At 73.8% G+C, this 13549-nt stretch carries 10 protein-coding genes; 7 read left to right on the top strand and 3 right to left on the bottom strand.

From position 1 onward, the window contains the following. The 7 genes from DYI95_RS02515 (at position 1) to DYI95_RS02485 (ending at position 9463) form a co-directional block, all read left to right on the top strand. Positions 1-1251 carry a glycine betaine/L-proline ABC transporter ATP-binding protein gene (locus tag DYI95_RS02515; RefSeq protein WP_116900961.1) on the top strand — a complete coding sequence of 417 codons (1251 nt, stop codon included), beginning with the start codon at positions 1-3 and terminating at the stop codon, positions 1249-1251. Continuing rightward, positions 1241-2098 (top strand): proline/glycine betaine ABC transporter permease, encoded by an 858-nt coding sequence (locus DYI95_RS02510; RefSeq protein ID WP_116900962.1) that lies wholly within the window; start codon positions 1241-1243, stop codon positions 2096-2098. The genes DYI95_RS02515 and DYI95_RS02510 overlap by 11 nt, the downstream gene beginning before the upstream one ends. A 270-nt stretch (positions 2099-2368) precedes the next feature. Further along, positions 2369-3700: a DUF4236 domain-containing protein gene (locus DYI95_RS02505; protein ID WP_116900963.1), complete on the top strand. Its 1332-nt coding sequence runs from the start codon at positions 2369-2371 to the stop codon at positions 3698-3700. 40 nt (positions 3701-3740) lie between these two features. Further along, on the top strand, positions 3741-5174 hold the full coding sequence (locus DYI95_RS02500; protein ID WP_243149813.1) for a trehalose-6-phosphate synthase: 1434 nt from the start codon (positions 3741-3743) through the stop codon (positions 5172-5174). A gap of 515 nt (positions 5175-5689) precedes the next feature. After that, entirely contained in the window at positions 5690-6643 is a 954-nt protein-coding gene (locus DYI95_RS02495) for an FAD-dependent oxidoreductase (RefSeq protein WP_243149812.1), read from the top strand. 523 nt (positions 6644-7166) lie between these two features. Beyond that, complete coding sequence (locus DYI95_RS02490) at positions 7167-8804, top strand: hypothetical protein (RefSeq protein WP_158556072.1); 1638 nt, start codon at positions 7167-7169, stop codon at positions 8802-8804. Positions 8805-8908: 104 nt separating this feature from the next. Continuing rightward, positions 8909-9463 (top strand): DUF6230 family protein, encoded by a 555-nt coding sequence (locus DYI95_RS02485; RefSeq protein WP_116900965.1) that lies wholly within the window; start codon positions 8909-8911, stop codon positions 9461-9463. A gap of 200 nt (positions 9464-9663) precedes the next feature. Here the strand turns inward: DYI95_RS02485 and DYI95_RS02480 are convergent, their stop codons facing one another. From DYI95_RS02480 to DYI95_RS02470, 3 genes are read right to left on the bottom strand one after another with little or no spacing between them, the layout of a single operon-like run. Further along, positions 9664-10575 carry a xanthine dehydrogenase family protein subunit M gene (locus tag DYI95_RS02480; RefSeq protein ID WP_116900974.1) on the bottom strand — a complete coding sequence of 304 codons (912 nt, stop codon included), beginning with the start codon at positions 10573-10575 and terminating at the stop codon, positions 9664-9666. Then, positions 10572-12962, bottom strand: a complete 2391-nt coding sequence (locus DYI95_RS02475; protein ID WP_116900975.1) for a xanthine dehydrogenase family protein molybdopterin-binding subunit — start codon at positions 12960-12962, stop codon at positions 10572-10574. The genes DYI95_RS02480 and DYI95_RS02475 overlap by 4 nt, the downstream gene beginning before the upstream one ends. Positions 12963-12989: 27 nt before the next feature. Next, positions 12990-13511 (bottom strand): (2Fe-2S)-binding protein, encoded by a 522-nt coding sequence (locus tag DYI95_RS02470; RefSeq protein WP_116900976.1) that lies wholly within the window; start codon positions 13509-13511, stop codon positions 12990-12992. Positions 13512-13549 lie beyond the last annotated feature (38 nt).

Below are 13549 nucleotides of genomic sequence, written 5' to 3'. Positions count from 1 at the left end.
GTGACGGCATCTCCGACCGGAGGAACGGGCCGGGCGGGCGGCGGGCCCGGCGGCCGGGGGCCGGCCCCATCCCGCCCGGGCGGCGGGTCCGGCAGCCGCGAACCGGAGCCCTCCCGCTCCGACGCCGCGCTGGGAGGCCGGGGGCCCGGACCGGCCCGCCCCGACGCCAGCACCGGCCACCGGGGCCGCGGCCGCCCGGGCCGGGATGAAGCCGCCACCCCGGGCCCCGTGCTGCTGGCCGTCCAGGACCTCTGGAAGATCTTCACCCGCCGGGACAAGGGCATCGATGTCCATGATCCCGAGGCCGTGGCCCGGGCGGAGGCGCGGGGCGCGGTGGTGGCCGTGCGGGAAGCCAGCTTTCGCGTCCGGCGCGGCGAGATCTTCGTGGTGATGGGTCTCTCCGGCAGCGGGAAGTCGACCCTGGTCCGCTGCCTGCTCCGCCTGGTCGAGCCCACGGCGGGCCGCATCCTCTTCGACGGCGAGGACGTCACCGCCATGGACGCCCGCCAGCTTACGGCCTTCCGCCGCACCCGGGTGGCCATGGTCTTCCAGCACTACGGCCTGCTCCCCCACCGTACGGTGCTGGAGAACGTGGCCTTCGGCCTGCGCCTGCGGGGCGAGCCCCGGCCGGTGCAGGTGGAGCGGGCCCGGGAAGCCCTGGCCCGGGTGGGCCTGGAGAAGTGGGCCGGCCGCTACCCGGCAGCCCTGTCGGGCGGCATGCGCCAGCGGGTGGGCATCGCCCGCGCCCTGGCCCGGGACGCCGACCTGCTTCTGATGGACGAACCGTTCAGCGGCCTGGACCCCCTGATCCGGCGGGAGCTGCAGGACGAGCTGCTGCGCCTGCAGGAGGAGCTTCACAAGACCATCGTCTTCATCACCCACGACCTGCAGGAAGCCCTGCGCCTGGGCGACCGGCTGGCCATCATGCGGGCGGGGCGCATCGTCCAGGTCGGGAGGCCGCGAGAGATCATCCAGGATCCTGCCGACGACTACGTCCGCCGGTTCGTCCGGGACGTGCGGGAGGCGGCCGCCCTGGCGGCGGGACCCCTGCGGGCCGCCGTGCCGGATACCCTTCCCGCGACCGCCGGCGAGCCGCGGTGGGCCGCCGGGGAATCCTTCCGGGCCGTGGCAGCCGAACCGGCCGCGGGCGGGCTGGCGGAACCCCTGACGGAGACCCTTCTCTCGCCCACCCTGGAGGCAGGAAAGGCCGGCTGGGGTCCGGGCCGGGGGGGATCGGACCTTGTTCCCTGAAGCGCTGGAATTCCACGTGGCGCCGTGGATCCAGCACGGCCTGGCCTGGCTGGTGGACCGCGGTGGCGGGTTCTTCCACGGCATCTCCGTGGCCATCACCCGCTCGCTGAACACCATCGAAGCCGGCCTTCTGGCCGTGCCCTGGTGGGTATGGATCGGCGGGGTGCTGCTGGCCGGCTGGGCCATCACCCGGCGGCCCCTGACCGCCCTCACCCTGGCGGCCCTGATGCTGGCCATCGGCGCCTTCGGCTACTGGGAGGCGGCCATCGAGACCCTGGCCATGGTGATCGTGGCCGTGGTGCTGGCGGTGGCCATCGGCCTGCCCCTGGGCATCGCCATGGCCGAGTCGCGCCGGGTCCACGCCCTGGTGATTCCCGTCCTGGACGCCATGCAGACCATGCCCAGCTTCGTGTACCTGATCCCGGTGATGATGCTGTTTCAAGCCCTGGGACCGGTCCCCGGGACGCTGGCCACGGTGGTCTACGCCCTGCCGCCCGTGGCGCGGCTGGTCGACCTGGGTATCCGGCAGGTACCCGCCGACGTGCAGGAAGCGGCCCGGGCCTTCGGCGCCACCCGCTGGCAGCTGCTGGCCCAGGTCCGGCTGCCCCTGGCCCTGCCCAGCATCATGGCCGGGATCAACCAGACCACCATGATGGCCCTGGCCATGGTGGTGATCGCCAGCATGGTCGGCGCAGGGGGCGTGGGCGAGGCCGTGATGCGGGCCATCCAGCGGGTCGACCCCGGCGCGGGGTTCGAATCGGGCTTCACCATCGTGGCCCTGGCCATCGTGATGGACCGGCTGTCCCAGGGACTGGCCCGGCGCTGGCAGGTGCCCCGCACCGGCTGAAACGGGCGACGCGCGACTGGCAGGCACCGGAACCCCGGCACGCAACGCGGCGGGCGGGCAACCGGACGGCCGGGGCCCGGCTTCACCCGGCGGCGCAGACCGGCGGCCCAGCAGGCGCGGCGGGAAGGCGGGCCCGCAGGCGCCCGGCCCGGGGACCGCCGGGGCCCGGGCCGGAGAACCAGGAGCCCTCGGACCCCGGGGCGAAGGGGATGAGGGTGACGGGAGCAGCCTCCCGTGAGGCTCCCGTGAGGAAGGAGCGCGGCCTGGGTCATGGGCTGGTACCTGCGCAAGAGCTTCCGCCTGGCCCCCGGAGTGCGGCTCAACCTGTCCCGCTCCGGCCTGGGGCTGTCGGTGGGCACCCGGGGCGCCCGCATCGGCGTCGGCCCCCGAGGAGCTTACCTCCACGCCGGCACCGGCGGGATCTATTACCGCAAGACCCTGGTTCCCCCGGCCCGGCGCCGGGGCCGCCGCCACCGGGAGGAGGAACAGGCCGCTCCCGCCACGGCCGTGCGGTCGTTCCCCGACGGCCGGCTGGACGGCGGGCCGGCCGCCGGCGCCCTGGGCTGCCTTGGCCTGGTGCTGCTCCTGGTGGCCACCGGCGTGCCGTGGCTCTGGCCGCTGGCCCTTGGCACCCTGGCTGCTGCGCTGTTCTTGTCCTGGAGGGATAGGCAGCTGGTGCGCACCTGGCAGCAGGCCGCCGCAGCCTGCCAGGCCGGGCGCTGGGAAGAAGGCCGGCGGCTGTTGGAACCCCTGCTGTCCCGGCATCCCGAGGAGGCCGACCTGTGGCTGCTCTGGGGGCTCAGCCTCTGGCAGGCCGGGCAGGAGGCCGAGGCCGCCGGCGCCCTGCTGCGGATCGATACCTGCCCCGATACCCTGGGCCGGCTGGCCGGGCGCACCCGCACCGCCTGGGAGGTGGAGTTCCGGCCCTGGCCCTTGCGGGTGGAGCTGCCGTCGGCACCGGGCGTCGACCTGTTGCAGGCGTACCTGCTGGCACACACCGGCCGGCATGGGGAAGCCGTGGCCCAGCTGGAGGGCGCCCTGGCCCTGAACCCGGGGTATCATGCCGCCCGGCTGCTCAAGGCCCTGATCCTGGTGGAAGGGCACCGGGGGCGCGGGGCCGCCGGTAGCGGCTCGGCCGGTTCGTCCCCCGGCGCCGGGGCCAGCGACACCCTGCACCAGGCCGTGGCCCTCTTGCAGGACATCCCCCGGGACGATGCCCTCTATCTATGGGCGGTGGCGATCATGGGCCAGGCCTTCCGGGAAGCCGGCCACCCTGACCTGGCGGTGGCCACCCTGCGGACCGCGACGCGCTTCCGGCGCGACCCTGAGGCACTGAAGGCGATCCGCTACCAGCTGGCCCTGGCCTACCGCGACCTGGGCGATCTGCGCCGCGCGCGGGAACAGCTGGCCCGAATCGTCACCGAAGACATCGGCTACCGGGACGCCCGGCAGCTGCTCGAACAATGGGGCGGGCCCGCCGGGGGCGGCCGGGATCCCAGGGCGGGAGGAGGCGGCCAGGGAGGGCGGCCCGCCCCGGCCCGGGTCCCAGGCCGGCAAGTACCGGGCGCAGGCCAGGACGAGCCCGCGTCCCGGGGCAGCTGAACCCGCCAGAGGGCAGCCGGCCCGGAATCCCGAGGAGGTGGTGGCGGTGTCCCTGGTGGTGGTGGCGAACCGCGAGCCCCTCCGGCGGGAGGGCAATAGCTGGGTCCCGGCCGTAGGGGGCCTGGCCACGGCCCTCCTCCCCGTCCTGGAGCGGCGGGGCGGGGCCTGGGTCGCCTGGGGTGAGAAGGACGCCGGCTCCCTGCCCCTTCTCTACTATCCTCCCGCGGCACCCCGCTTCGCCGTGCACCGGCTCTTCCTGCCGCCGCGGGACGTGGCCGGCTCGTACCACGGCATGGCCAACCGCACCCTGTGGCCCCTGGCCCACTACCTGCTGGACCGGGTAGAGATCCGCCGCGACTTCCTCAGCGCCTACCGGTCGACCAACCGCCGTTTCGCCGAGGCCGTGCTCTCCCTGTGGGACGATCCCCATGTCCCCGTCTGGGTGCAGGACTACCACCTGATGCTGGTCCCCGCCCTGCTGCGGGCTGCCCGGCCCCAGGGCCGCATCGGCTTCTTCTGGCACATCCCCTGGCCGCCGCCCGAGGTCTGGCAGGTCTTGCCCTGGCTGGAGGAGCTGCTGGCCGGCGTGCTGGGCGCCGACCTGGTCGGCCTTCACACCGCGGAATACGTGGACAACTTCCTCGCCACGTGCCGCCTGCTGCCCGGTGCCGTGGTGCGGGGCCAGCGGGTGCTCTGGCAGGGGCGGGCCGTACGGGTGGAAGCCCACCCCATCGGCATCGACACCGCCCGGTTCCGCCGGTGGGCCGCCGAGCCCCGCATCCGCGAGCGGGCCGCCCGCCTGCGCCGTGCCGCCGGCGGCCGGTTCGTCCTGTTGGGGGTCGACCGGCTGGATTACACCAAGGGCATTCCGGAACGCCTGGCGGCCTGGGAGCGGCTGCTGGAGCAGCACCCCCAGTGGCGAGGCCAGGCCACCCTGTACCAGATCGCCGTGCCTAGTCGGACGCGCCTGGAGTCCTACCGCCAGCTGAAGCGGCGGGTCGACGAGCAGGTGGGCCGGATCAACGGGGCCTTCATGCAGGACGGGTGGCTTCCCGTCCGCTACCTCTACCGGGCCTTCCCGCCCCAGGAGCTGGCTGCCTTCTACCTGGCCGCCGACGCCGCCCTGGTCACGCCCCTGCGGGACGGCATGAACCTGGTGGCCCAGGAGTACGCCTGGGTGACGGAGAATGGGGTACTGGTGCTGTCGAACCTGGCCGGGGCGGCGGCGGTATTGCCCGAGGCCCTTCGGGTCAATCCCTATGACGTCGACGGGCTGGCCGAGACCCTGCACGGCATCCTGGCGTCGCTGGCGGAGGGGCGTGGCCGGCGGGCCTGGGAGGCGCGGCGGGCCGCGTTGAAGGAGCGGGTGGCCGCCCTGGACGTGCACGGCTGGGCGGCGCGGTTCCTCGCCTCCCTGGAACAGGCGCCGGCGGTGCCCGCGGGCCCGCCCCCGGCTGAGTGCGGCGGCCCCTGAGGCAGCGACGGCGGCCCTCAAGGGCCCCCAGGGCGGCTGCGGCTCCCCGGGCGGCTCCGGATGACGGGCTCGCCCCTCCTGAGGGAGGGCGGCCCCCCAGCCCAGGGCGGCCGTCCCCCGCGCAGGGGCGTCCCTCCCCGTTAGCCAACGTGCCCCGCCGCGGGGGCGCCCCTCCTTGCTGCAGAACCGCCTCTCACGGCGGGAGGCGACGTTCTAGAAAGGAGCCGTTTCCTTTGGCCAGGACTCCGGACCAGGACGCCCCGTTCCACCGGCCGGCAGCCCCGGCGCCGGCCTTAGAGCCCGTGACAGAGCCGGCTACAGAGCCGGTGACAGAACCGACTACAGAGCCCGTGGCTGGGCCGGTTACAGGTCCGGTTCCAGAGCCGGTCCCACGGCCGGTCACAGGGCCGCTTCGGATCCCGCCGGGGACGCCACCGGCCCCTGCCCAGGAAGCGACGATCCCATCACCCCAGGAGCCGGACACGAACCGCCGGCCGGCGGGCGGGCGCGCACCCGTGGTGGTGGCCGGCGGCGGCATCGCCGGGACGGCAGTGGCCTTCGCCCTGCAGCCCCATGGGCCCGTGCTGCTGGTCGACGACGGCGAGTTCCCGGGCCTGGGCGAAACCCGCACGGCCGTGGGGGTACTGAAGGCAGTGGCGGGTCATCCCCTGCTGGACGGGTGGGCCCGCGCCACCTGGGATTTCGCCCTGGCCCAGCACCACCACCCCCGCTCCCCCATCCGCCTGACCTTCGCCGCCCTGGACGGGCGGCCGGATCGCGCCGCCTTCCTGGACCACCTCCTGTTCCTCGACGCCATGCTGCTGCTGGCCCGGCGCAGCGGCCTGCAGCTGCTCACCCGCACCCGGGTGGTGGAACCGGTCCTCCGGGGCGACCGGGTGGTGGGGGTGCGGATCCAACGGCCCGGCGGCCCCTGGGAAGCCATCCCAGCCGCCGCCCTGGTGCTGGCGCCCGGCCCGCGGCCGGACAGCCTGGCCATGGACGGCCTGCCTGGCGGGTTCGCCAGCCGGTTCGTCCGGGTGAAAGACGTGGTGATCCCCTTCCGGCTGCCGGAGGGCAGCCGGGCCGAGCCCGCCGTGTACACCCGGCGCTCCCTCATCTGGCAGTTCGCCCTGGGTCCCGAGCCCCGCACCCTCCTGGCCGCTGCCCGCCTGGAAGGCGACTGGGCGCCCCCCTCCTTCGACCAGCTGGTGGCCCTGGTGGACGATCTGGTGACCCGCTTCGACCTGCCCGGCGAGGCGGAACTGGACCGCACCCGGACCCTGATCGACCTGCGGGGTCCCGGCGGCCTGCCCTTTGCCGGCCCCGTGGCCCCCCTGGGCGGGGCCGAGGGGCTCTTCGTCCTTGCCGGGCTGGGGCTGGAGGGCCTGTCCCTGGCCCTGGGCGCCGCCCGCCAGGTCGCCGCCGCGGTAGCCGCCTACACCGGCCTGGCCCCATCCCCCATGCGGTAAGGGCAGCAGGGGCAGTCAGAGCCCGGTCTCCCCTCCATTTGGGCCGGAGGCACCCGCACCCATCGCCCCCCGGGCGTCCACCGCCGGCCCCGCACCCCACCCCCTCTCCCGCCCGCCCTCGCCCACCTGCCCTTGGGTCTCCCAGCCACCGCCTGCCCGGCATCACAACCGCCGCCCGCCCGACCCTCATAAGGCCGGTCACCCCGCCGAATCCGCTTAGTGAACCGTTCTGGGGGAACGGCGTCAACCACCCACCGCCACCACAACCACCTCCGCACCCAACGGTGGGCACCCGCCCCGACCGGCCGGTCGGTCGAACCGGCCGGCCGGGTGGCTGCACCCCTCCCGGGCCGGGGGCCGGCGCACCCGAACGACCGGCCGCTCCCTCCGGCCGGGCCGCCGCGGACATCCCTCGGGGCGAAACCGGCGGGAGGGCAAGGGCACGGCCGGGACGCGGCCCCCCTCGCCGCCCGTTCTTTCCCCCAGAAGCGGCCCATCCTGCGGGAGAAAGGAGGGTGACAGCGTGGACAACGCCCGCATCGCCGGCCGCGGCCACCGGCCCGCCGTCCCGCCCAGCCCCGGCGCCCCGGGCGGTACCGGCGCCGCCTGCGTTCCCGGCCGGTCGCCGGCTGCCGGCACCGCCGGCGGCCTTTCACCCGGCACGGTGCCCGGCCGCCAGGTTCCCCGGTACCGGTGGCGCCGCCGGTGGCAGCCGGCCCTCCCCGCCCTGGCGCTCCTGCTGGTGATCCTTGCGCTGGTGGCCGCGGGACCTGCCGGTGCCGCCAGCCCCGGGCCCGCCAGCCTGGAAGACCTGCTCGTTCCCGATCGCTACTTCATCGTGACCGCCGACGAGATGGTCGGGCGGGGGGCCAGCGTCATGCCCGTGACGGAACCCGGCGCCGGGCCCTTTGAGGTCATCGTGCGGTTCGAGTCGGCGGAGATCCGCAACCTGGCCCTGACCCAGGATCTCAGCCAGGGCTCGCCCCTGTACCTGCAGATCACCAGCCAGGGAGTGGCCCGGGTGACCGGCACCGCCATGCGCACCGACCTCCTGTCCCTGATCGGCACCATCCCCGGGGCTGCCCGGTCCGCCGACCCCGTCCGGTTCGTGCTGGACCTCTTGGAAAGCGGCGGGCAGGTCACCCTGCGCGTGCGCGACATGGGCATGCGGGCCACCTGGATGCACACCGGCACCGCCGTGCTGCCGGGATCGGTCCTGCGCTTCGTCACGGACCCGGCCGAACTGGCCCAGCGGGACCGCATCCAGCGGGTGGAGCGGCAGGCCGCGGCGTTGCACGGCACGCACCGGGACCTGTACGACCTGCGCCGCGATCGGCAGCGGCAACAGGCCGGCGCGGGGCCCGCCCTGCCGCTGCCTTTGCCGGACCTGCCCTTGCCCCAGCGGCCCGGCCCTGGGATCCCGCCGGCGCCCCTTCCGGACCTGCCGCTGCCCAGGCCGCGGATTCCCACCCCCGATGTGCCCGGCGTGCCGCTGCCGCCTGAGGCCCGGAATCTGGTGCAGTGCCTGGAAGAGGCGCTGGACCGGGATCCGCTGTCCCTCCTGGACCTGGGGGCGCTGCAGCAGGGGGATCTGGAGGCTGCCCTCGAGCCCCTGCGCGGCCTGGATCCCCAGGCCGTGGTGGGTTGCCTTGGGGAGGAACCGGCCCCGGCCCCAGAGGCCGGCTCGCCGGAGGCGCCGGATTCGGGCACGACCCGGCAGGGTTCCATGCCGGCCCTTCCGCTGCCGGTGCAGCCCCAGCTTCCCGGCCTCACGCCGGCCCTGGCCTGTGTGGCCCAGTCCCTGGACCTCTCGGCCGGTGCCCTCCAGCCCCTGGCCGGTGATCCGTCCCTGGCGGCGGCGCAGCTGCTGGGCGGCCTGGTCGAGCACCACCTGGTGGAACCGGAGGAGCTGAGTTTGGTCACCCTGCAGTTGGCCCGGGATTGCGGCCGCTACTGGCCTGACCTGGATCGCCTGGCCACCAGCCTGCCGGGAGGAACCGGCTCACCCGGCCCGGAGGCAGCGGGGCAGGATGGGACCGCCGATACCAGCGGTACCGGTTCAGGAACCACTGCCGGCGACGGCCAGGGCGGCCTGCTGCCGCTGCTGGGAGGCCTTCTGGGTTCGGCGGGGCTGGGTGGACTGCTGCGTAAGGGACCGTGAGGCGCCAGGCGGGGGGAGCCATCCCTGCTGGCTCCCCGCCCCGACAAGAAGCCTGGACGGCAGGACGAGCGGATCAATACGTGGCATCAGGGAGGGGAAGACCCATGCCGTACGCCGTGACCACCGGGACCTTCTCCCGGCGCCGTTTCTGGGTCACCTTCGGCATCTCCATGGCCGTGCTGGGTGCCATGCTGTTTGTCATGATGTCCCAGGGCATCGCCCTGGCCGCCCCGCTGGCGGGAATCGGCGGGGTCATGCTGGAGTTTGACCGGCTGGAAGGCACGGGCTTTCAACTGCTGCCCGTCACCAACGACACCGACAAGGCGGCGGGCGTGCCCATGGCCCGGGCCAAGATCGACCATCTGGTGATCACCAACCTGCACCTGTACAAGGACCTCAACGTGGGCGGCAAGACGGTGCGGGTCTCCATCACCGCCTCGCCGGTGGAGATCAGCGGGCTGGTGCAGGACATGACCTACCAGCAAGCCGGCTCCATCTCCTTCAACCAGCAGACGGTCGACGAGCAACGCGGCAACAGCCCGCTGTCCATGACGGCGCCCGGTGTGGTGATCGAGGACGCCAGGATCGTCGCCCACTACCTGTTCCAGAACAAGGCCAAGCTGCCCGGGATGAAGCTGGAGGTCAAGGTGATCGACTGACCGGCGAGCCACCATCGGCCATCCAGGCGGGCCACCGGTGGAGCCGCCCCTCAACCCCCTGCAAGGGTGCGGGCCGGGGCACCATGCCCCGGCCCGCACCCTTGCGCCCTCCCCGGACAGCGGCGGGCGCCGCCGTCCGCCGGCACCCGCCGCCCCCTGCCCCCACCCGAGGGGCCGGTGCCAGGCCCGGCCGCCCATTTTCAGTCGGCGGCCATGGCCCCCTCCCCGCCAGCCCGCTGCCAGGCCTCAGCCAGCGCCCGGCGGGTGTAGACCCGGGCCAGATGCGCCCGGTACTCGGCGGAGGTCAGGGCGTCCCCGTCCACGTCCACGCCTTCCACCGCCCGCTGGGCGGCCTCCGCCAGAAGCTCCGCCGTGGGGACCCGGCCTGTGAGGTGCTCCTCCACCGCCGAGGCCCGGTAAGCCGCTCCCGTGACCCCGTTCAGGGCCACCCGGACCGCAGCCGCCGCCCCTTCGGGATCCCGGGCCACGGCGGCCGCGACTCCCACCAGGGCAAAGTCGGAAGCCCGGCGGGCCATCTTCAGGTAGCGGTAGCCCCAGCTCCAGCCCTGGTCACCGCCCGCGGCGGCAGGGATGCGGACCGCCGTCACCAGCTCGTCGGGCTGCAGGGCGGTGACGAAGGGACCGAGGAAGAACTCGCCGGCCAGCACGGTCCGGCGGGCGCCGCCGGGGCCGGCGACCTCGATCTCGGCCTCCAGCGCCAGCAGGGCGGCCGGGTAGTCGGCCGCAGGGTCGGCGTGGGCGATGCTGCCGCCCAGGGTGCCTCGGTAGCGCACCTGCATGTCACCGATCACCCCGGCCACCTCGGACAGCAGGGGTGCATGCCGGCGGATGGCGGCGTCGGTCATCACCTGGTGGTGGGTCGTCAGGGCCCCCAGGCGCAGGGTCCCATCGGGTTCCACCGCCACCCCCGCCAGTTCCCGGACCCGGCCCAGGTCGATCAGGACCTGGGGCTGGGCCAGGCGCAGCTTCATGGCGGGCAGCAGGCTGTGCCCGCCCGCCAGCAGCTTGGCCCCGTCACCGTACCGGGCCAGCAGCTGGAACACCTCATCCAGGCTTTCCGGCCGGTGATAGGCGAAGGCGCTGGGGATCACCGCCCCTCCCCCCCTTCCGCGGCGGCCGCCGCTTCCTGGGCCTGCTGAATGGCCCGCCACACCCGCTCGGGCTTGCAGGGCATGTCGATGTGCCGCACGCCGAGGTGCGAGACGGCGTCGACGATGGCGTTGACCACCGCCGGCGTGGCGGCGATGGTGCCCGCCTCCCCGATGCCCTTGACGCCCAGCGGGTTGACCGGCGACGGCGTGCAGGTGAAGTGCGACTCGAAGGACGGGAGCTCCGCCGCCGTCGGCACGGCGTACTCCATCAGCGAGGCGTTGACGGGCTGGCCGTTCTCGTCGTAGACCAGCTCCTCGAACAGCGCCTGGGCGATGCCCTGGGCAATGCCGCCGTGGACCTGGCCCTCGGCCAGCAGCGGGTTGATCACGTTGCCGCAGTCGTCCACGCAGACGTACCGCAGGATCCGGGTGCGGCCGTCCTCGGTGTCCACCTCCACCACGCACACGTGAGTGCCGAAGGGGAAGGTGAAGTTCTCCGGCTGCCAGAAGGCCGTCTCCTCAAGCCCCGGCTCCAGGCCCGGCGGGAAGTTGATGTGGGACGCCAGGTTGGCGGCGGCGGCGATCTGCGTGAACTTCAGAGCCCGCTGGGGCGCCCCCTTGACCCGGAACTCGCCGTCCACGAACTCCAGGTCCTCGGGACTGCACTCCAGCTGGTGCGCCGCGATCAGGGCGGCCTTCTTCTTCACCTTCTGCAGGGCGTGGTAGAGGGCGATGCCGCCCACCGCCGCCGAGCGGCTGCCGTAGGTCCCCAGGCCGATGGGGCCGCGGCCCGTGTCGCCGTGGAGCACCTCCACGTCTTCCGGCGGGATGCCCAGCTCGCTAGCGACGATCTGGGACCAGGCGGTCTCGTGCCCCTGGCCGTGGGCCGACGAGCCCGTGTAGACCGTCACCTTGCCGGTGTGGTGGACCCGCACCTGGGCCGACTCGAACAGGTTGCCCCCGTAGAAGGTCCCCGCCAGGGCCGCCGACGGCGCCAGGCCGCAGGCCTCGATGTAGCTGGAGATCCCGATTCCCAGCTGCAGCCGGTCGCCCCGCCGGCGCCGCTCGGCCTGCTCCCGCTTGAGCTCCTCGTACCCTACGGCCTGCAGCGCCTTGTCCAGGGCGGCGTGATAGTCGCCGGAGTCGTAGGTGATGCCCACCGGGTTGGTGTACGGGAACTCGTCCTTGCGCACGAAGTTCTTGCGCCGCACCTCGGCCGGATCCAGGCCGAGTTCGTCCGCCAGGCGGTCGATGGTCCGCTCCAGGAAGTGGGTGGCCTCGGGCCGGCCGGCGCCCCGGTAGGCGTCGGTGGGCGTCTTGTTGGTGAAGACCCCGGTGATCTTGATGGCGTGGTGCTTGTGGCGGTAGGGTCCGGGCGAGACGATGAGCCCCAGGATGGGGATGTAGGGCGTGTTCAGCTGGTTGTAGGCCCCCAGGTCGCAGATCCAGTGGATCCGCATGCCCAGGATCTCGCCGTCGCGCCGGGCGGCCACCTCCACGTCGATGATGCCCTCGCGGCCGTGGATGGTGGTGACGAAGTTCTCCCGCCGGTCCTCCACCCACTTCACGGGGCGCCGCAGCCGGCGGGCCAGGAAGGGGACGATGACCTCCTCCGGGTAGACGTTGAGCTTGGCCCCGAAGCCGCCCCCGACCTCCGGGGCGATCACCCGCATCTGATGCTCGGGGACGCCCAGGATTCCGCAGAGGTTGATCTTGAGCAGGTGCGGGATCTGGGTGGTGCTCCAGACGGTGAGCTCTCCCGTGGCCGGGTGGCAGTCGGCCACCACAGCCCGGGGCTCCAGGGCCATGGGCACCAGCCGCTGCTGCAGGTGCCGCTGGCGGATCACCACGTCGGCCTCCCGGAACGCGGCCTCCACGTCGCCGCCGGCCGCCTCCCAGGTATAGGCCACGTTGCTGTCGAACTGCTCGTGGACCCGGGGGGCGCCCGGATCCATGGCCTTCTCGGGGTCGACCACGGCCGGCAGCGGCTCATAGTCGACCTCCACCAGGGCCGCGGCGTCCCGGGCCGCCGCCCGGGTCTCCGCCACCACCACGGCCACCCCCTCGCCCACGTGGCGCACCACGTCGACGGCCAGGGGCCAGTGGGGCGGGTTCTTCAGCCCCTCGTACAGCCACGCGCAGGGCAGGGGCGCCTGCAAGCCCTGCTTCAGCTCCTCGCCCGTCAGCACCGCCACCACACCCGGTGCCGAGCGGGCCGCGGCGGTGTGGATCCCCCGGATCCGGGCATGGGCATGGGGGCTGCGCACCACGGCCACGTGGACCATACCGGGCAGCTTGATGTCGTCGGTGTAGGTGCCCGAGCCCGTGATCAAGCGGGGGTCTTCCTTGCGCTTGAGCCGCGCGCCAATGCCTGCAACCGGCACCATCTTCACCCCCCTCGCCGGCGGCCGGGATCAGTCGGCGGCCGCGCTGCGCTGTTCCTGCAACCGGCGGGCGGCGTACTGCACCGCCCGGACGATGTTCTGGTAGCCCGTGCAGCGGCAGAGGACGCCCTCGAGCCCGCGACGGATCTCCTCCTCCGTAGGGTTGGGGTTCACCTCCAACAGGTGCGCCGCGGCCATGATCATGCCGGGCGTGCAGAAGCCGCACTGCAAGCCGTGCTGCTCCCAGAACCCCTCCTGGACGGGGTGGAGCCGGCCGTCCCGAGCCAGGCCTTCGATGGTCACCACCTCGGCGCCGTCGGCCTGCACCGCCAGCACGGTGCAGGACTTGACCGCCTGGCCGTTCAGGTGGACCGTACAGGCCCCGCAGTTCGACGTGTCGCAGCCGACGTGGGTGCCGGTCAGGCCCAGTTCCTCCCGCAGGAAGTGGACCAGGAGGGTGCGGGGTTCCACCTCCCGCGTGTAGGTGCGGCCGTTGACCGTCACGGTGACCGTCACCCGCTGGCCGGCCGCTTCCTGGCCGGTCGCTGCCATGACGCCGCCCGACCTCCTTTCACGGGCCCGCGCCCGCT

It is taken from the genome of Thermaerobacter sp. PB12/4term, assembly GCF_003403315.2.
GTDB lineage: Bacteria > Bacillota > Sulfobacillia > Thermaerobacterales > Thermaerobacteraceae > Thermaerobacter.
The sequence above is the reverse complement of the archived record's forward strand: the minus strand, read 5'-3'. Positions and strand labels throughout refer to the sequence as shown.